This window comes from Streptomyces sp. NPDC001848, from assembly GCF_042891915.1.
Taxonomy (GTDB): domain Bacteria; phylum Actinomycetota; class Actinomycetes; order Streptomycetales; family Streptomycetaceae; genus Streptomyces.
The window spans coordinates 550,592-574,565 of the sequence record NZ_JBIATP010000003.1 but is presented as its reverse complement, the minus strand read 5'-3'; the positions used below and the strand labels follow the sequence as shown (position 1 = coordinate 574,565).

Below are 23,974 nucleotides of genomic sequence, written 5' to 3'. Positions count from 1 at the left end.
CGGTTACATTCCGAACCCGGAAGCTAAGCCTTACAGCGCCGATGGTACTGCAGGGGGGACCCTGTGGGAGAGTAGGACACCGCCGAACAATTCTTGAGGAAACCCCCGTGCTTTTCGGCACGGGGGTTTTCTGCGTTGAAGAGCTCCTGAGTCGGACCGCAAGGGAACCCCTCCGCACTCCGGCCGGAACTCGCCGGGTAAGGTCAGGGAGCATCATCGTTGGTTCGTTCCCGCAGGAGGCCCCCGGGTGGAGGTCCAGGAGACCCGTGTCCAGACGGACCGCGTCCTCACCATCCCGAACATCCTCAGCATGGCGCGGCTCGTCGGCGTGCCCGTCTTCCTGTGGCTGATCCTCAGGCCGGAGTTCGGCGGGCCGAAGAGCGACGGCTGGGCGCTGCTGGTGCTGGTGTTCAGCGGTGTCAGTGACTATCTCGACGGCAAGCTCGCCCGGCGCTGGAACCAGATCAGCAGTCTCGGCCGGCTGCTCGACCCCGCCGCCGACCGGCTGTACATCGCCTCGACGTTGCTCGGTCTCACCTGGCGCGGGATTCTGCCTCTTTGGCTGACCTCCGTACTCGTGGCGCGAGAGCTGGTTCTGCTGGTGATGGTGGGCATCCTCAGGCGTCACGGCTATCCGCCGCCTCAGGTGAACTTCCTCGGGAAGGCCGCCACCTTCAACCTGATGTACGCTTTCCCGCTGCTCCTCCTCAGTGACGGAACTGGATGGATCGCGTCACTCGCTGCTATTTTCGGATGGGCGTTCGCCGGATGGGGTACAACGCTCTATTGGTGGGCAGGAGTCCTCTACGTGGTCCAAGTCCGCCGACTTGTCAGGGCGGACGCCATGGCCGATTCAGCCCCCTGATTGGCCGCCGCCCGCGGCTCGATGGCCCGCCCGGGGAAACTGCGGGACAATCTAGACGGGTGAAGTCGGCTGGACCGTCGTCTCTTGGAGGAGGACGCTTCCGACATGAAGGCCGTCGTGATGGCCGGAGGCGAGGGCACGCGCCTTCGCCCCATGACCTCGAGCATGCCCAAGCCGCTCCTGCCGGTGGCCAACCGGCCGATCATGGAGCACGTACTGCGGCTGCTCAAAAGGCATGGGCTCAACGAGACCGTCGTAACCGTGCAGTTCCTGGCTTCACTGGTCAAAAACTACTTCGGTGACGGCGAAGAGCTCGGTATGGAGCTCACATATGCCAACGAGGAGAAGCCACTCGGTACCGCCGGGAGCGTCAAGAACGCCGAGGAAGCACTCAAGGACGACGCGTTCCTCGTGATCTCCGGTGATGCGCTGACCGACTTCGACCTCACCGATCTGATCAATTTCCACAAGGAAAAGGGCGCCCTGGTCACCGTCTGTCTGACGCGTGTGCCCAACCCGCTGGAATTCGGCATCACCATCGTCGACGAAGAGGGAAAGGTCGAGCGCTTCCTGGAGAAGCCGACCTGGGGCCAGGTCTTCTCCGACACCGTGAACACGGGCATCTACGTCATGGAGCCCGAGGTCTTCGACTACGTCGAACCCGACGTTCCCGTCGACTGGTCCGGCGATGTCTTCCCCCAGCTGATGAAGGAGGGCAAGCCGATCTACGGCTATGTCGCCGAGGGTTACTGGGAGGACGTCGGCACCCACGAGAGCTATGTCAAGGCGCAGGCCGACGTCCTGGAGGGCAAGGTCGACGTCGATATCGACGGCTTCGAGATCTCCCCCGGCGTCTGGGTCGCGGAGGGCGCGGAGGTGCACCCGGACGCGGTGCTGCGGGGGCCGCTGTACATCGGTGACTACGCCAAGGTCGAGGCCGGTGCCGAAATACGGGAACACACCGTCGTGGGCTCGAACGTCGTCGTGAAGAGCGGGGCGTTTCTGCACAAGGCCGTCGTCCACGACAACGTGTACATCGGCCAGCACAGCAATCTGCGGGGCTGTGTGGTCGGCAAGAACACCGACATCATGCGCGCGGCCCGGATCGAGGACGGCGCGGTGATCGGCGATGAGTGCCTCATCGGCGAGGAATCCATCGTCCAGGGCAATGTGCGGGTGTACCCGTTCAAGACGATCGAGGCCGGTGCCTTCGTCAACACCTCGGTCATCTGGGAGTCCCGCGGACAGGCCCATCTCTTCGGCGCCCGCGGTGTGTCCGGCATCCTGAACGTGGAGATCACGCCCGAACTGGCCGTACGGCTGGCCGGCGCGTATGCCACCACCCTGAAGAAGGGGTCCACGGTCACCACCGCACGTGACCACTCCCGGGGCGCTCGTGCGCTGAAGCGTGCGGTCATCTCGGCGCTGCAGGCCAGCGCCATCGACGTACGGGACCTGGAGAATGTACCGCTGCCGGTGGCCCGGCAGCAGACCGCGCGGGGCAGTGCCGGCGGCATCATGATCCGGACGTCGCCCGGGGTGCCGGACTCCGTCGACATCATGTTCTTCGACGGGCAGGGCGCAGATCTGTCACAGGCGGGCCAGCGCAAGCTGGACCGGATCTTCGCGCGCCAGGAGTACCGGCGAGCGTTCCCGGGTGAGATCGGCGACCTCTACTTCCCGTCCAGCGTCTTCGACTCGTACACCGGTTCGCTGCTGCGGAGCGTCGACACCACGGGGATCGCCGAGTCGGGCCTCAAGGTCGTCGTGGATGCCTCGAACGGTAGTGCGGGACTGGTTCTCCCCAGCCTGCTCGGCAAGCTCGGCGTGGACTCGCTGACGATCAACCCCGGTCTGGACGAGTCCCGGCCCACCGAGTCCGCCGAGGCGCGGCGGGCGGGGCTGGTGCGGCTCGGTGAGATCGTCGCGTCGTCGGGCGCCGCGTTCGGCGTGAGGTTCGACCCCGTCGGTGAGCGGTTGTCGCTCGTCGACGAGAAGGGGCGCATCGTCGAGGACGACCGGGCGCTGCTGGTGATGCTCGACCTCGTGGCCGCCGAGCGGCGCAGCGGGCGGGTGGCGCTGCCGGTGACGACGACGAGGATCGCCGAGCAGGTGGCGGCGTACCACGGGACACAGGTCGAGTGGACGACCACCTCGCCGGACGACCTCACCCGCGTAGGCCGCGAAGAGTCGACGATCTTCGGCGGCGACGGGCGTGGCGGGTTCATCGTGCCGGAGTTCAGCAGCGTCTTCGACGGCACGGCCGCCTTCGTACGGCTGATCGGGCTGGTGGCGCGGACGCAGCTCACTCTCAGCCAGATCGACGCGCGGATTCCGCGGGCGCACGTCCTCAAGCGGGATCTCGCGACTCCGTGGGCGGTCAAGGGGCTCGTGATGCGTCGGGTCGTGGAGGCCGCCGGGGACCGGTTCGTGGACACGACCGACGGCGTGCGGGTCGTGGAGACCGATGGCCGCTGGGTGCTGGTGCTGCCCGACCCGGCCGAGGCCGTCACCCATCTGTGGGCCGAGGGACCCGACGACGCCTCCGCGCAGGCGCTGCTGGACGAGTGGTCGGCCGTCGTGGACAGCGCCGGGCGGTAGAACGCGCAAGGCACGCGCGCGTGCCGGACAAGTGTCCCCAAGGGGGCCTGTCCGGCACGCGGGTGGGGCCATTCGGAGGTAGCGCGCGCGACGTGCGACGATGTGCGGCATGCCGCAGCCGCCCCCCGTTCGGAGCACACCGACGCGCCCCCCGCGCCCGGACGCGTCCATGTCGTTGCTGACCAACGTCATGGACCACAGCCTCGACGACGGATACGCCGAGGCCGCCGCCCGGAAGAGGTCCGAGGGCGCTGCCGGTATGCCCAGGACGGTTCGGGCCAAGCTCGGCCTCGCGGCCGGCCTGGTGCTCGCCGCCCTGGTGGTGACCGTGGGCGCCGCGCAGGCGCGGATCGCCGCGCCGACGGTCGCCAAGGAGCGTCAGGAACTCATCGACCGCATCCAGCGTGAGACCGCCGCCGCGGACAAGCTCGAGGGCACGGTGGACAAGCTGCGCGACGACGTGAGCGCACGGCAGCGCGCGGCCCTGCGGCAGGACGGGGGCGGCGACCCGGCCGACCTGGTGGGGATCCTGTCCGGTGCGGTCGCGGTGCACGGACCCGGGGTGAAGCTCGTCGTCGACGACGCCAAGGAAGCCACCACCGGTGGTGACGGCAACCCGCGCGAGACCTCGGGGTTCTCCGACACGGGGCGCGTCCGCGACCGGGACCTGCAGCGTGTCGTCAACGGGCTGTGGGAGTCGGGTGCCGAGGCGATCGCGATCAACGGGCAGCGGCTGACCGCCCTGTCGGCGATCAGGGCCGCGGGTGACGCGATACTGGTGGACAACAGGCCGCTGGTGCCGCCGTACACCGTGCTCGCGGTGGGGGACGGGGAAAGGCTGAGCGCGCGGTTCCAGAACAGCGCCGACGGGCTCTACCTGCACGCACTGCAGGAGAACTACGGGATCCGGACCGGCATCTCCACCGAGGGTGACGTCCGGCTGCCCGCCGCACCCAGTGTGATTGTACGAACAGCACAACCAAGCACAGAGAAGGGCACATCGTGATCGCGGTACTGGGCCTCGTCGTCGGAGTGGTGGTCGGCCTGTTGGTTCGGCCCGAGGTCCCGGCGGTCGTCGAGCCTTACCTTCCGATCGCCGTCGTGGCAGCGCTCGACGCCGTGTTCGGTGGTCTGCGGGCCATGCTCGACGGCATCTTCGACGACAAGGTCTTCGTGGTGTCGTTCCTGTCCAATGTGGTGGTGGCGGCGCTGATCGTGTTCCTGGGCGACAAGTTGGGCGTCGGCGCGCAGCTGTCCACCGGTGTGGTGGTCGTCCTCGGCATCCGCATCTTCTCCAACGCCGCGGCGATCCGCCGGCATGTGTTCCGGGCGTGAGGCACGATGAGCAACGAGGAAGAGACCAACGAGCCGCCGGGGACCTCCGAGCACCGGCTGCGCAGGGAACTGCCCGAGGAGGTTCCGGTCGCGGCCCCCGAGCCGCCGGGGACGACGGACGACGAGCACGCCACAGCACTGACCGGCCGTCAGCGCCTGGTGCAGGGGCTGTGGCCGCCGCGCGTCAGCCGTGCCCAACTCATCGTGGCCGTCCTGCTGTTCGGCCTCGGCTTCGGTCTGGCGATCCAGGTCGCCTCCAACAGCGACGGCGGCGGTGCCCTGCGCGGCGCCCGCCAAGAGGATCTTGTACGCATCCTCGATGAACTGGACGACCGTACGCAGCGTCTTCAGGACGAGAAGCAGGGTCTCGAGGATCAGCGGGCCGAGTTGGAGAACAGTTCGGACCGGGCCGAGGAGGCCCGCAGGCAGACCGCCGAGAAGGAGAAGCAACTCGGCATCCTTGCGGGCACGGTGGCCGCCGAGGGACCCGGGATCACGCTGACGGTCCGGGACACGAAGGGGACGGTCCAGGCGGACATGCTGCTCGACGCGATCCAGGAGCTGCGCGCGGCCGGTGCGGAGGCGATAGAGGTGAACGGCGTACGGGTCGTCGCCGGCACCTACCTGTCGGACTCCGGGAAAGGTGTCAGTGTCGACGGGAACAAGATCACTCAGCCCTATAGTTTCAAGGTCATCGGCAAACCGCAGGACCTCGAGCCGGCGCTCAACATCCCCGGAGGCGTGGTGCAGACCCTCGAGAAGGAGCAGGCCACGGTTACCGTGGAGCGCTCCACGAAGATCGTCGTGGACGCCTTGCGAGCGGCGAAGCGCCCTGACTACGCTCGGTCGTCCTCCCCGTGAACCGGGGGTGCATGGAGGCCGTCCGGCAGGGGCATGAGGTTGCGGGGGGTCGGCGCACCGAATGGGTGGTGCGTGGTGGAAACTGTCTGGTGGAAACGGACGTTGTGAGGATGTCCGGGTCGGCCGGTGTACGCAGTCAGGGTTCGTCCTGCCCCACGGGCGGGTCTGTTTCGGTCAAGGGGAATCGCCCGTGAAGTTGTTTGCGAAGTTGTTCGGCAAGAGCGCGCGAGAGGGCAGCGACAACGCGACCGCCCGCCATCGCGCACAGCCGGGAGACGCGGAGGGCCAGCGGCCGCTCTTCCGCGATCAGGTCGCTGGTCCGGGTGGTGACATTTCCGGAGGTCAGGGCGCGCCGTCGGTTGACCCTGCCGCGTCCGGCGGCATAGGTTTCGGGGGCATGTCGGCCCTGGTGTGTACGCGGTGCGGTCACCGCAACGCGGAGAACAGCCGCTTCTGCTCCAACTGCGGTGCGCCGCTGCGGGCCGGGGCGGTCCCGGAGCGCGCGTCGGAGACGACGTCCACGATCTCCATCTCGGGCCTGGAGGCCTACGACGCGGAGGCCACCGGCCAGACGCCGGTGCCGACGCTGTCTCCCGAGGCACAGGCGGCCGTGGAGGCGTTGCCGTTCGGCTCGGCGCTCCTGGTGGTGCGCCGGGGCCCGAACTCGGGCAGCCGCTTTCTGCTGGACAGCGACCTGACCACGGCGGGGCGCCATCCGCAGAGCGACATCTTCCTGGACGATGTGACGGTCTCGCGCCGCCACGTCGAGTTCCGCCGGGGCGCGGACGGCACGTTCACGGTCGCCGACGTCGGCAGCCTCAACGGCACGTACGTCAACCGTGAGCGGATCGACCAGGTCGCGCTCCACAACGGCGACGAGGTGCAGATCGGCAAGTACAGGCTGGTCTTCTACGCGAGCCAGCGGGGCATCTGACCCGCGCGGGGAAGGGTCCATGCTTCACACACCGAGCGGCGGTGCCGACAGCGGCGCCGCCGCCGCGGACGGCCGGCTGATGAGCATCGGCACAGTGCTGAACGTGCTGCGCGAGGAGTTCCCGGAAGTCACCATCTCCAAGATCCGTTTCCTGGAGTCGGAGGGGCTCATCGAGCCGCAGCGGACCCCCTCGGGGTACCGCAAGTTCAGCACCCATGACGTCGAGCGGCTCGGCCAGGTGCTGAGGATGCAGCGGGACCACTATCTGCCGCTGAAGGTGATCCGCGAGCACCTGGACGCCCTGGAGCGGGGCGAGGAGGTGCGGCTGCCGTCCCTGGGCCGACCGGGGGAGACCGGCGAGGGCGAGCTCCTCGGAGACCTCCTGGGCGAGCCCGAGAGCCCCGCGCCCGCCCGGATCGGCCGCGAGGAGCTGCTGACGGCCACCGGGATCGGTGCCGAGCAGCTTCAGGAGTGGGAGTCCTACGGGCTGCTCACGCCGCTGCCGGACGGCACGTACGACGCCGAGGCGATCACCGTGGCCACTCTCGTGGTGGAACTGGGCCGGCACGGCATCGAGCCACGCCATCTGCGGGTGATGAAGGCCGCCGCGGACCGCGAGGCCGGCCTGGTGGACCAGGTGGTGGCCCCCCTGCGACGCCACCGCAACCCGCAGACCAGGGCGCATGCCGAGGCCCGTACGAGGGAGCTGGCGGGGCTCGCGGTGAAGCTGCACGCGGCGCTGGTGCAGTCCGCGCTGGGCGTGCGGCTGCCCTGATCCGGGCGTTCGCCGTGGGCGGATCGGCCAGGCGTTCTGTGCCCGACTACCCAAACATCCCGAGCACGGCCTAGGGTTGCTGTGTGAACGAGCTCGATGTCGTAGGTGTCCGGGTCGAGATGCCCTCCAACCAACCGATCGTGCTCCTGCGTGAAGTGGGTGGCGACCGCTACCTCCCCATCTGGATCGGCCCCGGGGAGGCGACGGCGATCGCGTTCGCCCAGCAGGGCATGGCCCCCGCGCGACCTCTGACCCACGACCTGTTCAAGGACGTGCTGGAGGCCGTCGGGCAGGAGCTCACGGAAGTACGCATCACGGATCTGCGTGAAGGCGTCTTCTACGCGGAGCTGGTCTTCGCCAGCGGCGTCGAGGTGAGCGCCCGCCCGTCCGACGCCATAGCGCTGGCGCTGCGCACCGGCACGCCGATCTACGGCAGTGACGGCGTGCTGGACGACGCGGGGATCGCCATCCCGGACGAGCAGGAGGACGAGGTCGAGAAGTTCCGCGAGTTCCTCGACCAGATCTCACCGGAGGACTTCGGGACCAGCAGCCAGTGACGGTCCCTCCGGGGGTTGGGCCGGCGGGCGACGCGGCGCCCGCGGCTTCACCGCGCCATGTCGCCTGCGAGGCCCTTGCCGGGCCCGGCCCGAGCGCGCCGACCGCAGTGTCCGCCTGCATCCCGCGCTGAAGGAGATGGCCCGCATCAGGAGACCGTTTGCCGGGGCCCGACCGCCCTCGACGCCGGGAGCCGCCGTCGGGTGACGGAGAGGCGGACGGCCGGAGCAGCGGTCTCCGAGGGCCCGCCAGGGCATTCGGCTAGCCTTTCCCCGCGGGAGGGCACGGGAAACCACTCCTAGGGTGATTATCACTCGGCGTGCCGAGTGTGGCGATCGTTGACGCACCCCTGGTGACTGCCTACCGTCGAGAAGGCAGGTCAAGGACGGAGGTCGGCGTGAGAAGCAGCGGCGGCGGTACGGCTGGGGGTGCCCCTGGACGCAGTCTGGGGGAGAGCGGTCCGTACCGGCTTCACGGCAACGCGGCCGGCTCCGCCCCTCAGCGGCCTACGCCCGTGCCGGGCGGCCCGGGGGCGGCTTCCGACCACATCGGCTACCGCGGGCCCACGGCGTGTGCCGCAGCGGGCATCACCTACCGGCAGCTGGACTACTGGGCCAGAACCGGTCTCGTCGAACCGAGCGTCCGCCCCGCGTACGGGTCGGGGACGCAGCGGCTGTACAGCTTCCGCGATGTCGTCGTTCTGAAGATCGTCAAGCGTTTCCTCGACACCGGAGTGTCGCTGCAGAACATCCGCACCGCCGTCCAGCACCTCAGGGAGCGAGGCTTCCGCGACCTGGAGCGGATGACGCTGATGAGCGACGGCGCGACGGTCTACGAGTGCACGTCCCCGGACGAGGTCCACGCCCTGCTCCAGGGCGGGCAGGGCGTCTTCGGCATCGCCGTGGGCGTCGTATGGCGGGACGTGGAGAACGCGCTGTCGCAGTTGCACGGTGAACGTGTCGACACGGGCGAGACCATCGTGGGCCACAACGCGGCGGACGAGCTGGCACGGCGGCGCAACCGGGCCGTCTGAGCGCGCGGCCCGCGGCAGGGCCGCATTGTCAGTGGCGTAGGGCAGCATCGGAGTTGTGAGAACCGCGCCGACCATCCTGCACCTCGACATGGATGCCTTCTACGCCTCGGTGGAGCAGGCAGCCAAGCCGAGCCTGCGCGGGAAGGCCGTGATCGTGGGCGGGCTGGGACCCCGCGGAGTGGTGGCCACGGCCTCGTACGAGGCACGGGTCTTCGGGGTGCACTCGGCGATGCCCATGGCCCAGGCACGCCGGCTCGCGCCCAACGCCGCGTATCTGGTGCCTCGCTTCGGGCTCTACCGAAGGATCAGCGAGCAGGTGATGACACTGCTGCGGGGCCTGTCGCCGTTGGTGGAGCCGTTGAGCCTGGACGAGGCGTTCGTGGATCTGGAAGCCGGGGGAGCCGCCTGGGACGAGGAGTCGGCGCGGCTGACCGGGGTGAAGCTGCGCGCCGACATCCGGGCCGTCACCGGGCTGACGGGGTCCGTGGGGCTCGCCGCCTCCAAGATGCTCGCCAAGATCGCCTCGGAGCAGGCCAAGCCGGACGGCCTGGTGCTGATACGGCCGGGTACCGAGCGCGCGCTGCTCGGTCCGTTGCCGGTGCGCACGCTGCCGGGCGTCGGCCCGGCGACCGGTGACCACCTGCGGCGGGCCGGGATCACCACGATCGACGAGATCGCCGAGGCGGGCCAGGACGAGCTCGTACGGCTGCTGGGCAAGGCGCACGGGCAGGCGCTGTACGCGATGGCGCTGGCGCACGACGAGCGACCGGTGGTGGCCGAGCGGGAGGCAAAGTCGGTGTCCGTCGAGGACACCTACGACGTCGACATCCACGACCGGCTGCGGATCGGGCTGGAGGTGCAGCGGCTGGCGGACCGGTGTGTGCGCAGGCTGCGGGACGCCGGGCTGTCGGGGCGGACCATCGTGCTGAAGGTGCGCAGGTACGACTTCTCCACCCTGACCCGGTCCGAGACCCTGCGGGGGCCCACGGACGATCCCGCGGTGGTGCGGGAGGCGGCGGCGCGGCTGCTGGAGTCCGTGGACACGACCGGTGGCGTACGGCTGCTGGGCGTCGGGGTCAGCGGACTCGCCGACTACACACAGGAGGACCTGTTCGCGCAGGCGCACCTGGCGGCGGGGGAGGCCACGGCGGAGGAGCGGCCGGACACGGAGGAGCCCCTCACCGAGGAGCCGGCGGCGTCGCCCGAGCGGATCTGGCTCGCTGGGCATGACGTCCGTCACGCCGAGTACGGGCCTGGGTGGGTGCAGGGCAGCGGGCTGGGCAGGGTGACCGTACGGTTCGAGACACCGCAGTCCGAGCCGGGCCGGGTCCGCACGTTCGGCGTCGACGACCCTCAGCTGGAACCGGCGGAGCCGCTGCCGCTGGTCCCCGAGCTCCCCGACGTCGTGGGGCACCCGGCCCCCACCGGCACGGGCGCCTGACACCGCTCGACAGGCACGGACATCCGCCCGCCTGCCCCGTCACGTCTCGTCCGAGCCCGCCAGGTGGCCGAAGTCGCGGTCGGGCGGCGGTGGTGCCGAGACGTCCAGGCCGTAGTGGTGGTAGAGCTGCAGTTCCTGTTCGGGGGACAGGTGGCGGCCGACGCCGAAGTCCGGGGCCTCCTTGATCAGGGAGCGTTCGAAGGGGACGTACAGCGCGCCCTCGACCAGCTCGCTGGGCTCCAGGGGGACGAACGCGTCCCTGCCGAACAGGCCTGTTCGTATGGCCGCCCACTCCGGCACACCCGTCGCGTCGTCGAGGTACACCTCGTCGATCGTGCCGATCTTGTGGCCGTTGCGGTCGTACGCCTTGCGGCCGATCAGATTCCGCGGATCGATGTCGGTCTGCACGGTCCCTCCAACTGGTCGCACCCCATCCGTAGGCACTACGAAAGAGCACATTCGGGAAGGCGGCCACTTGAAGGTTGCCGCGCAGACTGCCGACTCGTCCTCGCTGGTAGTCTGGCAATCGGCCGTTGACCCCGTGCGGGAGAGTCCTCCGGAGCGATCCGGAGGCGCCGAAGGAGCAAATCCTCCCCGGAATCTCTCAGGCCCAGGTACCGCACGGACGAGGTCACTCTGGAAAGCAGGGCGGGTGTCGACGGCTTCCGCTCTCACCGACGGTGAAAGCCGGCCCGCCTTCGGGCGGACCGGTGAAGCTCTCAGGTCGAGATGACAGAGGGGGAGGCCGTCGGGGTACCCGCGCCGTGGTGCCCCTCGAAGGTCGCGTCAGACCAGGAGGCCTCCGCAATGACCGCCCAGCGCATCCCGCTCTCCGAGCTCGAACAGGGCACTCCGTTCGAGCACCGCCACATCGGGCCCGACCAGGAGGCGCGGGCCAAGATGCTCGCGCAGGTCGGCTACGGCTCGCTCGACGAGCTCACCGCCGCCGCGGTGCCCGATGTGATCAAGAACGCCGACGCCCTGGACCTGCCGGGTGCGCGCACCGAGGCCGAGGTGCTGGCCGAGCTGCGCTCCCTCGCCGACCGCAACCAGGTCCTGGACTCCATGATCGGTCTTGGGTACTACGGCACCTTCACGCCGCCGGTCATCCTGCGGAACGTCATGGAGAACCCGGCCTGGTACACCGCGTACACGCCGTACCAGCCGGAGATCTCCCAGGGTCGGCTGGAGGCGCTGCTCAACTTCCAGACCATGGTCGCCGACCTCACCGGTCTGCCGACCTCGGGCGCCTCCCTGCTCGACGAGGGCACCGCCGCCGCCGAGGCGATGGCGCTGTCCCGGCGCATGGGCAAGAACAAGAACGGCCTGTTCCTGGTCGACGCGGACGCGCTGCCGCAGACCATCGCCGTGATCCAGACCCGCGCCGAGCCCACCGGTGTCGAGGTCGTCGTCGCCGACCTCAGCGACGGCATCCCGGCCGAGGTCGCCGAGCGGGAGATCAACGGCGTGCTGGTCCAGTACCCGGGCGCCTCCGGTGCCGTACGCGACCTCAAGCCCCTCATCGACCAGGCCCACCAGCTGGGCGCCCTGGTCACCGTCGCCGCCGACCTGCTCGCGCTCACGCTCCTGACGTCCCCCGGTGAGCTGGGCGCCGACATCGCCGTGGGCACCACGCAGCGCTTCGGCGTCCCGATGGGCTTCGGCGGTCCGCACGCGGGTTACATGGCGGTCCACGAGAAGTTCGCCCGCAGTCTGCCCGGCCGGCTCGTGGGGGTCTCCGTGGACGCCGACGGCCACAAGGCGTACCGGCTCGCCCTGCAGACACGGGAACAGCACATCCGCCGCGAGAAGGCGACCAGTAACATCTGCACCGCCCAGGTGCTGCTCGCCGTGATGGCCGGGATGTACGCCGTCTACCACGGGCCCGAGGGTCTGCGGAACATCGCCCGGCGAACCCACCGGTACGCCGTGGTCCTCGCAGCGGGCCTGACGGGCGGCGGGATCGAGGTCGTGCACGGCGCCTACTTCGACACCGTCACCGCGCGGGTCCCGGGGCGGGCCGCCGAGGTCGTCGCCGCCGCCCGGGACAACGGCGTCAACCTGCGCCTCGTCGACCCCGACCACGTCTCGGTCGCCTGCGACGAGACCACCGGTCGGGCCCAGCTGCGCGCGGTGTGGAGCGCGTTCGGCGTCGGGGGCGACATCGACGCGCTGGACGCGACCACCGAGGAGACGCTTCCGCAGTCCCTGCTGCGCAGCGACGACTACCTCACCCACCCGGTCTTCCACCAGCACCGCTCGGAGACCGCGATGCTGCGCTACCTGCGCAGGCTGGCCGACCGGGACTACGCGCTCGACCGCGGCATGATCCCGCTGGGCTCGTGCACCATGAAGCTCAACGCGACCACCGAGATGGAGCCGGTGACCTGGCCGGAGTTCGGTCAGCTGCACCCGTTCGCGCCCGCCGAGCAGGCGCAGGGCTATCTCACGCTCATCCACGAGCTGGAGGAACGTCTCGCCGAGGTCACCGGCTACGACAAGGTCTCCCTCCAGCCCAACGCCGGCTCCCAGGGCGAGCTGGCCGGTCTGCTGGCCGTGCGCGGCTACCACCGCGCCAACGGCGACGACCAGCGGACCGTCTGCCTCATCCCGTCCTCCGCGCACGGCACCAACGCCGCCAGCGCCGTCATGGCCGGGATGAAGGTCGTCGTCGTGAAGACCGCCGAGGACGGCGAGATCGACGTGGAGGACCTGCGTGCCAAGATCGAGCAGTACCGTGACGAGCTGTCGGTGCTGATGATCACGTACCCGTCCACGCACGGCGTGTTCGAGGAGCACGTCGCCGACATCTGCGCGGCCGTGCACGAGGCGGGCGGGCAGGTCTACGTCGACGGCGCCAACCTCAACGCGCTGGTCGGCCTCGCCAAGCCGGGACACTTCGGCGGGGACGTCTCGCACCTGAACCTGCACAAGACGTTCTGCATCCCGCACGGCGGTGGTGGTCCGGGCGTCGGCCCGGTGGCGGTCCGCGAGCACCTGGCGCCCTACCTGCCGAACCACCCGCTGCAGCCCGAGGCCGGTCCGCAGACGGGCGTGGGCCCGATCTCGGCCGCCCCCTGGGGCTCCGCGGGCATCCTGCCGATCTCGTGGGCGTACGTCCGGCTCATGGGCGGCGAGGGCCTCAAGCGCGCCACCCAGGTGGCCGTGCTGTCCGCCAACTACATCGCCAGGCGTCTGGAGCCGCACTACCCGGTCCTCTACACCGGCCCCGGAGGCCTGGTCGCGCACGAGTGCATCATCGACCTGCGGCCGCTGACCAAGGCGACCGGTGTGACCGTGGACGACGTGGCCAAGCGGCTGATCGACTACGGCTTCCACGCGCCGACGATGTCGTTCCCGGTGGCCGGCACGCTGATGATCGAGCCCACCGAGTCCGAGGACCTGGCCGAGCTGGACCGGTTCTGCGACGCGATGATCGCCATCCGCGCGGAGATCGAGAAGGTCGGCTCGGGCGAGTGGCCGGCGGACAACCCGCTGAGCAACGCGCCGCACACCGCCGCGGCGCTGGGCGGCGAGTGGAAGCACGCCTACACCCGTGAGGAGGCCGTCTTCCCGGCGGGCGTGTCGGCCGCCGACAAGTACTGGCCGCCGGTGCGCCGCATCGACCAGGCCTTCGGCGACCGGAACCTGGTCTGCTCCTGCCCGCCGCTGGACGCCTACGAGGACTGATCGCCCTGGGACGTGCGTCGGGGCCGGTGCGGAGCGTGTGTCTCCGGCCGGCCCCTCGTGTGTCAGGGCGGTCGATGCCCTGGTGTGCGCTCAGGCGGCCGTCATCACCTGGTCGATGCCCAGCGGGCGGTGCGGGGCGATGATCTGACCGTCGGGCAGAAGCTCACCGGTGTCCTCGAACAGGAGCACGCCGTTGCACAGCAGGCTCCATCCCTGCTCCGGGTGGTGCGCCACGAGTCGGGCGGACTCCCGGTCGGCGGATTCGGCGGTCGGGCACGGTGGCTGGTGCTGGCACATGGTGGTGGGGATCTTTCGCTCTGTCGGTATGTGTGGGATGGCTGTCGTGTCTGTCCTGCGGCTCGTCGTGTCGCTCATCGCCGCCCCCCGTCGGTGATACGTCGGTCAGGAACCCAGTGTTGCCCCACGGGCGTCGATCCGCAGGGATTTCGCAGCACCGCTTCTCACAGGTTCATGACGCATCCCCCGCCGGGACGGTTCAGCCCAACCGCACGGTCACTTCGGGTGGTTCGCGGGGGCCGGAAAGGGCTAGTCCGTGCGGGCGGAAGCCCACGTCGCTCCTCGTACGAGCGTGATCGAGCACGAACGAGCGAGGGTGGCGAGAGGTGTTCGATGACCCGAACATGTGACGTGCCCCGCGGCCGTCTCCGGCGGCGGGGCACGGTGTGTGGGAGGGGACCTGGAATCTATGCGGGCTGGCCGAGCAGCGGGGTGCGGGTGATCCGGTGGGTCAGTACCGGCAGGAGGTCGGCGACGCGGTGCGGGCGGTGCGCCGCTATGCCGGGCGGTGCGGGGGCGAGCGGTACCAGGAGGTCGTTCGCGGCCGGGTGGCCCGTCGCGCCGTCGGCGGTGCAGTCGCCGTGCAGCCACAGGGTGAGCATGTACAGCTCCGGCACGGACAGCAGCCGGGCCTGGTAGGGCTCGGTCAGCGAGGTCTCCGCCTGGAGCACGGCGCGCTCGGTGGCGGCGACGTACGGGCCCTCGAAGAAGTGCGAGAAGGCCCAGCCGTCGGGGGTCAGCATGGTCTCGGCGGCGGCCACGGCGCGGCCCCCGGAGCGGATGAGGAACCGCCACCCGGCGAGCCGGGTGGCCGCGGTGCCGGCCGGGGTGATCCGGTCCAGGACATGGACGGGCAGCGGAAGTTCGGGGGTCGCGGGTCCCTGAGCCGCGCGCAGGGAGGGGGTGGGGGCCTCCCGGACCGCGGTGGGGGAACCGAGGGCCGTGAGGACGGAGCGGAGAGCGGGCGCGGGAGCCGGGGGGACATGCAACTGCATGGTGGGTCGCCTCTCATTCGACAGGCGCAGGGGCGCGAGGGCGTGTGGGCGGGCGGACGGCACTGTCAGCTCTCGGGGTCAGAGGGAGGGATGGGGGTAACCGAGCCCGGACGGATGGCGGCGCTTGACGACAGGGCCCAGAACCGTGAGCGCCAACTCTCTGCCCCGTGCGCAAAGTTTATACGACCCGTGTTCATACGCTGTTTCGTCGGAGCGACGCACTTATGTCGGCAAGGTGATATCCGGTCGACGGCAAGCGTGGTTCGTCCTGGTCCTGCGCAGGCGTCAGGGCGGCGACCTCGGAATACTTGTCCGTAGCGGTCGGCCGATTCTTGTCGGCGTTTTTCACTAGACGGTTGCACAGTGAAACTGCGTCCTGCCCCATGCCTCGCGAATGTGCCCGGCGACAGCGTAGCGGGTGACGGTCGCCACCGGGACGTTATCGATCGCGTTGCCTGGGCATCATCCCCCGTGACCCCGGACAGCAGCGGCCGTAACGTCGGCCTGCCCATCTCAGGAGGGACGCTTCGATGGGAGAGAAGGTCGTGGCAGGGCCGTTCGACCTGTCCGATCGCCAGCACTACCGCGATAAGCTCAGGCAGTGCCTCGCGGGACTCGCGCGACTGCTGGAGGAGAAGCGGTTCGATCGCCCCAAGAACCTGATGGGTCTCGAGATCGAGTTGAATCTCGTCGGGCATGACGGGACTCCGAGAATGATGAACGCCCAAGTTCTGGAAAGGATTGCCAGCCGAGATTTCCAAACAGAACTCGCCAGGTTCAACCTCGAAGTCAACATAGCTCCACACAGGTTGGGCGGCCGCGTTTTCGACCGGCTCGCCGAGGAGCTGCGGATCTCGCTCGCTTATGCCGACCGCAAAGCGAACGAGCTGGATGCCTCGATCCTGATGATTGGGATTCTGCCGACGCTCGACCGGGACGACCTGGTCTCCTCGAACCTCTCCGCGGTCGACCGCTACACCCTGCTCAACGACCAGATCGTGGCCGCGCGCGGCGAGGACTTCCGGCTCGACATCGAGGGCGTCGAACGGCTCGAGTGCAGCGCGCGGTCCATCACGCCCGAGGCCGCCTGCACCTCCGTCCAGCTGCACCTCCAGGTCACCCCGAACCGTTTCGCCGACCTGTGGAACGCGGCCCAGGCGATCGCGGCGGCGCAGGTCGCACTCGGTGCCAACTCCCCGTTCCTGTTCGGACGTGAGCTGTGGCGCGAGTCCCGGCCGCCACTGTTCCAGCAGTCCACCGACACCCGGCCGCCGGAACTCCAGGCTCAGGGTGTGCGGCCGCGCACCTGGTTCGGGGAGCGCTGGATCACCTCGGCCCAGGACCTGTTCGAGGAGAACCTGCGCTACTTCCCCGCCCTGCTGCCGATCTGCGACGAAGAGGAACCCCTGCGCGTCCTGGACGACGGAGGCGTCCCGAAGCTCTCCGAACTCGTCCTGCACAACGGCACCATCTACCGCTGGAACCGCCCCGTCTACGGCATCGCGGACGGCGTCCCGCATCTGCGGGTGGAGAACCGGGTGCTGCCCGCGGGACCCACCGTCACCGATGTGATCGCCAACGCGGCCTTCTACTACGGCGTGGTGCGCGCCCTCGCCGAGGAGTCGCGGCCGGTGTGGACCAGGCTGCCGTTCGAGGCCGCCGCCGCCAACTTCGACGCGGCCTGCCGGTACGGCATCGAGGCACGCCTGCGGTGGCCGAAGCGCGGTCGGTACGGCGGAATCACCGAGGTGGCGGCCGTGGACCTGGTGCGGGAGGAACTGCTGCCGCTCGCCGAGGCGGGGCTGGACGCGTGGGGAGTCGAACCCGCCGACCGGGACTTCTACCTGGGAGTGATCGAGGAGCGCTGCCGGCGGCGGGTCAACGGCGCGAGCTGGCAGGCCGCCATGTTCCACCGGGCCCTGGAGCGGGGGCTCGACCGGGACGCCGCGCTGGCCGCGACGACCGTGCGGTACCGCGAGCTGATGCACGCCGGAGAACCGGTCCACACCTGGCCGGTCGGCTTACCGGAACCGGCGGGCGTGAGCTGAGGAGTCCGTTGCGGCCGGACCGACCGGCCGCACGGTCACCCTTCTCCGTCTCCCCACCACCAGGTCCCCGTGTTGAGCCCGTGCCGAGAGACAGCCGTATGGCAGAAGATGGGGACGAGGCGGGATCGCTCAACTGGAGGCGGAGTGCGGGTGGAGGCAGGGTCGGTGGCCGATTCCTATACGGCGGAACGGCCGACGCGATGGATGTTCCGTGCCGAGACGCTGCTGGTGCTGGGGCTCTCGCTCGGCGCGAGCGGGGTCTCCGCGCTGATCAGCTTTGTCGGATCGGTCACCAAACCGGGCGGGCTCAAGGACCAGGCGGCCACCATGAACGCCTCCGCCGCGCCCGGCCGCCCCTGGCTCGATCTCGCCTGGCAGCTCTTCGGGATCGCCACCGCGCTGGTCCCGGTCGCGCTGGTGGCGCACTTCCTGCTGCGGGAGGGCGCGTCCCTGCGCACGCTCGGCTTCGACCGCAGAAGGCCCTGGCCGGACCTCGGGCGCGGGGCTGCGATCGCAGCGGTGATCGGCTCGACGGGCATCGCTTTCTACCTGGCCGCGCGAGGGCTCGGCGCCAACCTCACGGTGGTGCCCGAGGCGCTGCCGAACGTGTGGTGGAAGTTCCCCGTACTGATCCTGTCGGCGATCCAGAACGCCGTCCTGGAGGAGGTCATCGTCGTCGGCTACCTGCTGCGCCGGCTGGGCCAGTTGGGCTGGACCCCCGGCACCGCCCTGGTGGCCAGCTCGGTGCTGCGCGGCTCCTACCACCTCTACCAGGGCATCGGCGGGTTCCTCGGCAACATGGTGATGGGCGTTGTCTTCGTCCATCTGTACCGCCGTTGGGGGCGGGTCGGCCCCCTGGTGGTGGCCCACTCACTGCTCGACATCGGGGCGTTCGTGGGCTACGCGCTGCTGGCGGGGAAGGTGGGATGGCTGCCGACGGCGTGAAAGGGCGGGGCAGGGGCGTACGAGGGCGTCGTACGCCCCTGGCGTGCCGTTACGCGAGCAGCTCGCCCTCGATGACGATGACCGCGTGGCCCGTGAGCAGCGTGCGGTCGCCGCGGAGTTCGGTGCGCACGCGGCCGGAGCGCGGGGAGGCCTGCAGACCGGTGAGGTCGGGGCGGCCGAGGCGCTCGGACCAGTAGGGGGCCAGAGCGGTGTGGGCGCTGCCGGTGACCGGGTCCTCGTCGATGCCGACGTTCGGGAAGAAGCAGCGCGAGACGAAGTCGTACCCGCGGGAGGGATCCTCGGCGCGGGCGGTGGCGATGACGCCGCGTGGTGAGTGGCGGGCGAGCGCCCGGACATCCGGGGCGAGGCCGAGGACGGTCTTCTCGTCGGCGAGCTCCAGGACCAGGTCACCGACGCTCGGGCCGGTGTCGACGGCGGCGTGGGGCTGCGCGCCGAGGGCCTCGGCCACGCCGTCGGGGATCTCGACGGGGGTGAGCGGCGCGGTGGGGAAGTCCAGTGTGATCGAGCCGTCGTCGCGTGGCGCGGCGCTGAGGACACCGCTGCGGGTGGCGAACCGTACCGGGCCCTCGTGCGCGCCCGTGGTGTGCAGGACGTGTGCGGTGGCCAGGGTCGCGTGGCCGCACAGGGCGACCTCGGTGGTGGGGGTGAACCAGCGCAGCGCCCAGTGGGCCTTTCCTCCCTCGGGCAGACGGTGTGCGAAGGCGGTCTCGGCGTGGTTGACCTCGCGGGCCACCTTCTGCAGCCAGTCGTCGTCCGGGAACGAGTCGAGGAGGAGGACCCCGGCCGGGTTGCCGGCGAACGGGCGGTCGGTGAAGGCGTCGACGATACGAATCCGCATGGGCCGACGTTAGAGGCGTGCGGCCCGGGCGGGACAAGGCCAATTCGGGGTGGCTGGACTGGTGTCGGCGGGCGGCGGGCGGCGGCCCGGATCCGGATTCCGGTTCCTGTCCTGTCTCAGCGAAGTTGGTCGTGCTCCGTCCGGTGACCTGCACGGACTGGAACGGCTGGATGCGTGGACCGGGTTCGCCGAGACGAAACGGCAGATCTTCGGCGGGTGCTGGCCGTCGAGGCCCTCGGGCAGCTGTACGCCGACAAGTTCGGTCTGTCAGTGATCTGCCTTCGCATCGGCAGCTTCGAGCCCATCCCTACCGAACCCCGGCACCTGGCGACCTGGCTGAGCCCGCGCGACGCCGTCGGCTACATCCGGGCCGCGCTGGCTGCACCGTCCTCCACCCGCTTCGTCACGGTGTACGCCGTCTCCGCCAATACCCGCCGCTTCTGGAAACTCCCCGACGTGACAGAACTGGCCTACGTGCCCGTCGACAACGCGGAAGTCCACGCTGCGGACATCCCCGGGGACCTTCCGGGCAGCCCGACCGCAGCCCAGTCCGGCCCCTGCGCCGAGCCCGAGTTCACCCTCAAGGACCTTCGGCCCTGACGCAGCAACCGTCATTCACCCCGCCCGGGGCCACACCACCTGGGATTCCAGGCGTCTCCGCCGAACTGGTCGCCGCAGGTCAGGGCCCCGCGAACACCTTCACAATGCGGTACTGGCTGCCGTCATCGAGCCGACGCAGCGCTGCCGGGATCGGCAGGTTCGCGAGGACTTCCTCGTATGCGGCTGCGGCTGGGCCGTCGTCGATGAAGATCGCTTCGCCGCCCGGCGCGAGTGCGGCCGATCGTGCTGAGCCTGCGGAGCCCCTATCCCTCACAGGTCGCGCGATGGCTCACCGACGAGATCATCAGGCCCGTGCGCAGCGCGACCGGAGCATCCTGCTGACGCGGCCGTCTGCAACCCGGGAACGCGCTCCTCCCTGCACAAGCGACCTTCACTGACTCCCTCAACCGACCCACAACTCTTGACTGTTCCTCCTTCCTCGGTGCCGTCGGGGACCTGGGCGCGAGCGCGGTCCCAGGCCTGCTCACCGAAGGGGACGCCGACGCGGTGCAGATGCTTCCGGAACGCTCGGTCAGCAACTCGGCGTAGCCCTCCGCGTCGAGCGGTACTGGGACGTATCCGCCGGCAGTGTCAACAGCCGGTCCCGGTCCCGTGCGCCCCAGCCACAAGCTGTGCCGGGTGGATCGACATCCTCGAACCGGCCCGTCACGCACTCCCGCAGCGGACGCCGACGGCGGCTGTGTACGGCGGCGGCGTACGACGGCTCTACGCAGGGCCCTGCCCGACTCACCCCAGCCCGTACGGCCGTTCAGCAACCCGGCGCCCACGGTCGCGCGACTGGGTTCGCTGAGACGGAAGCCGGAACGACTGGGTTCGCTGAGAGGACGACTGATCGGGTGAGGCGGGACATCCCGGGCTTCGGTAGGGGCTTGTCACACGAACAGTTCCGATATATCGTCGAGGCATCGCGACAGATCAACGATGGAATGGAGTGGTCGTGATGCGTTCCCGTGGACAGGACTTCGGATATGAGCGACACGGACACCACGGCGGCCCCGGACACCCCATGAGGGGCGGCTTCGACGGCCGGCGCGGAGCTTTCGGGCCCTTCGGGCCGGGTGGACCCGGTGGTCCCGGTGGTCCCGGCTTCGGCGGACCGGGCTTCTTCGGCCCGGGCGGCCCCTGGGGAGGGCGCGGCCGGGGTGGCCCCAGGGGCAGGGCGCGGCGCGGCGACGTACGCGCGTCGATCCTGGCCCTGCTCAAGGACCGCCCCATGCACGGCTACGAGATGATCCAGGAGATCGCCGAGCGTAGCGGCGGGGCGTGGAAGCCCAGTCCGGGCTCCGTGTACCCCACCCTTCAGCTGCTGGAGGACGAGGGCCTGATCACCAGTGAGAGCGAGGGCGGCAAGAAGCTCTTCTCGCTCACCGAGTCGGGTCGCGCCGCGGCCGACGAGGGCCCGGACGCCCCCTGGGAGGAGGCCTCGCGCGGCGTCGACTGGGAGGCGCTGCACGAGATCCGGCAGGCCGGCGTCGGTCTGATGGAGGCGTTCGGCCAGGTCTGGAAGACCGGTGACAAGGACCAGCGTGACAAGGCCCTCGCGGTCATCAACGAGGCCCGCAAGAAGCTGTACCTGATTCTCGCCGACGAGCACTGACGGCGCGATGAGGTGCAGGCGCCCCGCGGCGCGCGTCCGCGGGGCGTCTTCGCGTCGCCGGACGTTCCGTCAGGACACCAGTGCGCCCAGTCTGCGCAGCGACTCGTTCAGCGCGGCCGTCGCCGAGTCCTTCAGCTTGCCCGCCATGAGGGAGACCGCCGCGCCGGTGAACTCCCCGTCGATGCGCACCGCGGTGGCCTCGCCGTCCGGCGTCAGCGTGTAGCGGGTGGCGAGGTCCACGGCCATCGGACCCTTGCCGCGGATGGACAGCAGGCGCCCCGGGCGCAGTTCGTCGATGGTCCAGGTGACCTCGGCCGGGAAGCCCATGAGCTTCATGTTTTCCTGAAAGGTCCCGCCCACCTCGAGGGTTCCGGGGCCGCCCTTCGGAAAGCCGGTGTGGGTCGCGTTCCACTCGCCGTACGCCGACCAGTCCGTGAGCGTGGCCCACACCTTCTCCGCGGGGGCCTCGATGCGAGCTTCCGCGCTGACTTCGGCCATGCGACCACCCCTTCGCCTCGGCTGCTGCGCCGGGCGCAGCTGTGGTGTCGCGGAACGTAGCCGCAGGGTCTGCAACATTCAATACTGATGAACAGTCAGATACGGTGGGCCTCCCTCCCGCACGGCCGCGGGCGGGTTGACGTGCGGCCCGCTGAGGGGGAACGGCGCGATGTCATCCGTGAGGAGGAGGACCGGGTCAGCCATGCCCAACCAGTGTCGGACGCGCACATGCTGCCTGCTGGGGATGACGCGGGCCGCTGGGACTGATGGGGTGGAGGACGTGCCACCCCGTCATGTCCAGCAACCGGCCGCCGAACGCGGCACGCACCGGCCCCACCTCGATGCCAGGGTCACCGCTGAGCTGGCAGCGGTGCTCTCCGGCGCCCGCAGGAGGGCGCTGCGCGACGGGGACCGTCAGATCGACACCGCCCATCTGCTGCACACGCTGCTGGAGTCCGACCCCGAGGTGCGCGCCGTCTTCGACGGGCCGCAGGTGGCCCGGCTGCTCGGCTACCTCGTCCAGCGCGCCATCGGTTACGGCATGCGCTGGCAGACCACGGTCGAGGACTCGGGCGCGGTGCCCATGCTGAAGGAGCCGGACGGCTGGTCGCCCGCCGCTGCCACCGCCCTCGGCGCGGCGTACGGGCACGCTGCAGGTCGCGGCGACGCATGTGCACGAGGCCTCGACCTGCTCGCGGCGATGGTCGCGGACCCCGAGTCACGGGCGGTCGAAGTCCTCGGCCGCGCGGGCGTCGGCGTGAGGGCACTGACGGAGCGGATCGCGGCGGCGGGCGCGGTTCCGTCCAGCCGCTGAGACAGGAGCTATTGGGGGTGACGCTCATGTCGCGGCCTGCCATCATGTGCCGGTGCACAGATCTCGGGGCAGTCAGAGCAATCGCGGCAGAGGCGTCGGGCTGGGGCTCGCGCTCGCGTCGGCCGTCGCCTTCGGTGGATCGGGCGTCGCGGCCAAGCCGCTGATCCAGGCAGGGCTGGACCCCCTGCACGTGGTGTGGCTGCGGGTCACGGGCGCCGCCCTCGTGATGCTCCCGCTCGCCGTACGCCACCGTGACCTGCTGCGCCGCCGCCCCGGCCTGCTCGCCGGGTTCGGGCTGCTCGCCGTGGCCGGCGTCCAGGCCTGCTACTTCGCCGCGCTCTCCCGCATACCCGTAGGTGTCGCCCTGCTCATCGAGTACCTGGCGCCGGCGCTCGTCCTCGGCTGGGTCCGCTTCGTGCAGCGGCGTCCGGTCACGCGCGCCGCGGTGGCCGGCGTGGTCCTCGCGGTCGGCGGACTCGCCTGCGTCGTCGAGGTGTGGTCGGGGCTCGGCTTCGACCCCCTGGGACTGCTGCTCGCGCTCTGCGCCGCCTGCTGCCAGGTCGGCTACTTCGTCCTGTCCGACCAGGGCAGCGAGGCGGGCGACCAGGCCCCCGACCCGCTCGGTGTCATCGCGTACGGACTGCTCGGCGGGGCCGCCGTGCTCACCGTGGTCGCCCGTCCCTGGACCCTGGACTGGTCGGTGCTCGCCGGCACCGCCTACATGAACGGCACCCCCGTTCCGGCCGCCGCCCTCCTGGCCTGGATCATCCTGATCGCCACGGTCCTCGCCTACGTCACCGGCGTGCTGTCCGTGCGCAGGCTCTCGCCCCAGGTCGCGGGCGTCGTGGCCTGCCTCGAAGCGGTCATCGCCACCGTGCTGGCCTGGGTGCTGCTCGGCGAGCACCTCTCCGCCCCGCAGATCATCGGCGGTGCGGTGGTCCTGGTGGGCGCGTTCATCGCCCAGTCATCGGCGCCCGCGCAGGGCTCCGCGGAGCCGGTCGCGAGCGCCGGCTCGGAAAGGGAGTTGTCGGCCCGCAAGGCCGCCGCCTAGGCCGCCTGAGGCGGGCCCTCCGGAAACCGCGCCCGGCCCACCGCCGGGCGCACCCCGGGTGCGGCGGTGCGCGGGCGCAGCGGACGAGCCGCGGTCAGCAGCCCGGCGGCGACGCTCGGCGGCACGGCACTGATGCTCGGCTCGGTAGCGGGGCTCGCG

23 protein-coding genes, 1 rRNA gene, 1 pseudogene and 1 riboswitch are annotated in these 23,974 nt (G+C 70.3%); of the genes and pseudogenes, 18 read left to right on the top strand and 7 right to left on the bottom strand.

The window, feature by feature from the left end:
• The 11 genes from rrf to ACFYZJ_RS08950 all read left to right on the top strand — a co-directional run.
• Positions 1–88, top strand: a 5S ribosomal RNA gene (gene rrf, locus ACFYZJ_RS09000); the annotation flags it as partial.
• A gap of 159 nt (positions 89–247) precedes the next feature.
• Entirely contained in the window at positions 248–865 is a 618-nt protein-coding gene (locus ACFYZJ_RS08995; protein WP_388564505.1) for a CDP-alcohol phosphatidyltransferase family protein, read from the top strand.
• Between the two features lie 105 nt (positions 866–970).
• Positions 971–3,466 (top strand): sugar phosphate nucleotidyltransferase, encoded by a 2,496-nt coding sequence (locus tag ACFYZJ_RS08990; protein ID WP_388564502.1) that lies wholly within the window; start codon positions 971–973, stop codon positions 3,464–3,466.
• A 169-nt stretch (positions 3,467–3,635) separates the two neighbouring features.
• A complete protein-coding gene (locus ACFYZJ_RS08985; RefSeq protein WP_388564499.1) occupies positions 3,636–4,472 on the top strand; it encodes a DUF881 domain-containing protein in 837 nt (278 codons plus the stop codon).
• On the top strand, positions 4,469–4,801 hold the full coding sequence (locus ACFYZJ_RS08980; RefSeq protein ID WP_019708255.1) for a small basic family protein: 333 nt from the start codon (positions 4,469–4,471) through the stop codon (positions 4,799–4,801). Before ACFYZJ_RS08985 ends, ACFYZJ_RS08980 begins: the two co-directional genes overlap by 4 nt.
• A 6-nt stretch (positions 4,802–4,807) precedes the next feature.
• Positions 4,808–5,662: a DUF881 domain-containing protein gene (locus ACFYZJ_RS08975; protein WP_388564495.1), complete on the top strand. Its 855-nt coding sequence runs from the start codon at positions 4,808–4,810 to the stop codon at positions 5,660–5,662.
• Between the two features lie 61 nt (positions 5,663–5,723).
• Positions 5,724–6,596: an FHA domain-containing protein gene (locus ACFYZJ_RS08970; protein ID WP_388564493.1), complete on the top strand. Its 873-nt coding sequence runs from the start codon at positions 5,724–5,726 to the stop codon at positions 6,594–6,596.
• Between the two features lie 19 nt (positions 6,597–6,615).
• Positions 6,616–7,371, top strand: a complete 756-nt coding sequence (locus ACFYZJ_RS08965) for a MerR family transcriptional regulator (RefSeq protein WP_388564490.1) — start codon at positions 6,616–6,618, stop codon at positions 7,369–7,371.
• An 83-nt stretch (positions 7,372–7,454) separates the two neighbouring features.
• Positions 7,455–7,928 (top strand): bifunctional nuclease family protein, encoded by a 474-nt coding sequence (locus tag ACFYZJ_RS08960; protein WP_004002801.1) that lies wholly within the window; start codon positions 7,455–7,457, stop codon positions 7,926–7,928.
• Between the two features lie 395 nt (positions 7,929–8,323).
• Positions 8,324–8,959 (top strand): MerR family transcriptional regulator, encoded by a 636-nt coding sequence (locus ACFYZJ_RS08955; RefSeq protein WP_388564488.1) that lies wholly within the window; start codon positions 8,324–8,326, stop codon positions 8,957–8,959.
• Positions 8,960–9,014: 55 nt separating this feature from the next.
• Complete coding sequence (locus tag ACFYZJ_RS08950) at positions 9,015–10,400, top strand: DNA polymerase IV (protein WP_388564486.1); 1,386 nt, start codon at positions 9,015–9,017, stop codon at positions 10,398–10,400.
• 39 nt (positions 10,401–10,439) lie between these two features.
• On the opposite strand, the gene ACFYZJ_RS08945 is transcribed toward ACFYZJ_RS08950, so the two are convergent.
• Positions 10,440–10,808 (bottom strand): PRC-barrel domain-containing protein, encoded by a 369-nt coding sequence (locus ACFYZJ_RS08945; protein WP_388564483.1) that lies wholly within the window; start codon positions 10,806–10,808, stop codon positions 10,440–10,442.
• A gap of 126 nt (positions 10,809–10,934) precedes the next feature.
• Positions 10,935–11,030, top strand: a riboswitch (glycine riboswitch).
• Between the two features lie 177 nt (positions 11,031–11,207).
• On the opposite strand from ACFYZJ_RS08945, the gene gcvP reads away from it, so the two are divergent.
• On the top strand, positions 11,208–14,090 hold the full coding sequence (gcvP, locus tag ACFYZJ_RS08940) for an aminomethyl-transferring glycine dehydrogenase (RefSeq protein WP_388564480.1): 2,883 nt from the start codon (positions 11,208–11,210) through the stop codon (positions 14,088–14,090).
• Positions 14,091–14,180: 90 nt separating this feature from the next.
• Here gcvP and ACFYZJ_RS08935 read toward each other — a convergent pair whose 3' ends face one another.
• Positions 14,181–14,387, bottom strand: coding sequence for a DUF5999 family protein (locus ACFYZJ_RS08935; RefSeq protein WP_200423537.1), 207 nt, complete (start codon positions 14,385–14,387; stop codon positions 14,181–14,183).
• Between the two features lie 407 nt (positions 14,388–14,794).
• Positions 14,795–15,382 carry a hypothetical protein gene (locus ACFYZJ_RS08930; protein WP_388564477.1) on the bottom strand — a complete coding sequence of 196 codons (588 nt, stop codon included), beginning with the start codon at positions 15,380–15,382 and terminating at the stop codon, positions 14,795–14,797.
• Between the two features lie 530 nt (positions 15,383–15,912).
• Between ACFYZJ_RS08930 and ACFYZJ_RS08925 the strand changes: the two genes are divergently transcribed.
• Together ACFYZJ_RS08925 and ACFYZJ_RS08920 are read left to right on the top strand one after the other, a co-directional pair.
• Complete coding sequence (locus ACFYZJ_RS08925; protein ID WP_388564474.1) at positions 15,913–17,430, top strand: glutamate--cysteine ligase; 1,518 nt, start codon at positions 15,913–15,915, stop codon at positions 17,428–17,430.
• A 144-nt stretch (positions 17,431–17,574) separates the two neighbouring features.
• Complete coding sequence (locus tag ACFYZJ_RS08920; protein ID WP_388564471.1) at positions 17,575–18,375, top strand: CPBP family intramembrane glutamic endopeptidase; 801 nt, start codon at positions 17,575–17,577, stop codon at positions 18,373–18,375.
• A 49-nt stretch (positions 18,376–18,424) separates the two neighbouring features.
• Here ACFYZJ_RS08920 and ACFYZJ_RS08915 read toward each other — a convergent pair whose 3' ends face one another.
• On the bottom strand, positions 18,425–19,234 hold the full coding sequence (locus ACFYZJ_RS08915; RefSeq protein WP_388564469.1) for a PhzF family phenazine biosynthesis protein: 810 nt from the start codon (positions 19,232–19,234) through the stop codon (positions 18,425–18,427).
• Between the two features lie 216 nt (positions 19,235–19,450).
• Between ACFYZJ_RS08915 and ACFYZJ_RS08910 the strand changes: the two genes are divergently transcribed.
• Complete coding sequence (locus tag ACFYZJ_RS08910; RefSeq protein ID WP_388564467.1) at positions 19,451–19,834, top strand: hypothetical protein; 384 nt, start codon at positions 19,451–19,453, stop codon at positions 19,832–19,834.
• 91 nt (positions 19,835–19,925) lie between these two features.
• On the opposite strand, the pseudogene ACFYZJ_RS08905 reads toward ACFYZJ_RS08910, so the two are convergent.
• Positions 19,926–20,075: pseudogene (locus tag ACFYZJ_RS08905) on the bottom strand (SAM-dependent methyltransferase); the annotation flags it as partial.
• Positions 20,076–20,795: 720 nt separating this feature from the next.
• On the opposite strand from ACFYZJ_RS08905, the gene ACFYZJ_RS08900 reads away from it, so the two are divergent.
• Positions 20,796–21,452 (top strand): PadR family transcriptional regulator, encoded by a 657-nt coding sequence (locus ACFYZJ_RS08900; protein WP_388564466.1) that lies wholly within the window; start codon positions 20,796–20,798, stop codon positions 21,450–21,452.
• A 69-nt stretch (positions 21,453–21,521) separates the two neighbouring features.
• Here ACFYZJ_RS08900 and ACFYZJ_RS08895 read toward each other — a convergent pair whose 3' ends face one another.
• Positions 21,522–21,950: an SRPBCC family protein gene (locus ACFYZJ_RS08895; protein WP_388564464.1), complete on the bottom strand. Its 429-nt coding sequence runs from the start codon at positions 21,948–21,950 to the stop codon at positions 21,522–21,524.
• A 271-nt stretch (positions 21,951–22,221) separates the two neighbouring features.
• Here ACFYZJ_RS08895 and ACFYZJ_RS08890 point away from each other — a divergent pair, with 271 nt between their 5' ends.
• Both ACFYZJ_RS08890 and ACFYZJ_RS08885 read left to right on the top strand, forming a co-directional pair.
• A complete protein-coding gene (locus ACFYZJ_RS08890) occupies positions 22,222–22,764 on the top strand; it encodes a Clp protease N-terminal domain-containing protein (protein ID WP_388564461.1) in 543 nt (180 codons plus the stop codon).
• A 46-nt stretch (positions 22,765–22,810) separates the two neighbouring features.
• Positions 22,811–23,815 carry a DMT family transporter gene (locus ACFYZJ_RS08885; RefSeq protein ID WP_388564458.1) on the top strand — a complete coding sequence of 335 codons (1,005 nt, stop codon included), beginning with the start codon at positions 22,811–22,813 and terminating at the stop codon, positions 23,813–23,815.
• Here ACFYZJ_RS08885 and ACFYZJ_RS08880 read toward each other — a convergent pair.
• Positions 23,812–23,940 carry a hypothetical protein gene (locus tag ACFYZJ_RS08880; RefSeq protein WP_388564456.1) on the bottom strand — a complete coding sequence of 43 codons (129 nt, stop codon included), beginning with the start codon at positions 23,938–23,940 and terminating at the stop codon, positions 23,812–23,814. The genes ACFYZJ_RS08885 and ACFYZJ_RS08880 overlap by 4 nt on opposite strands.
• Between the last annotated feature and the right edge of the window lie 34 nt (positions 23,941–23,974).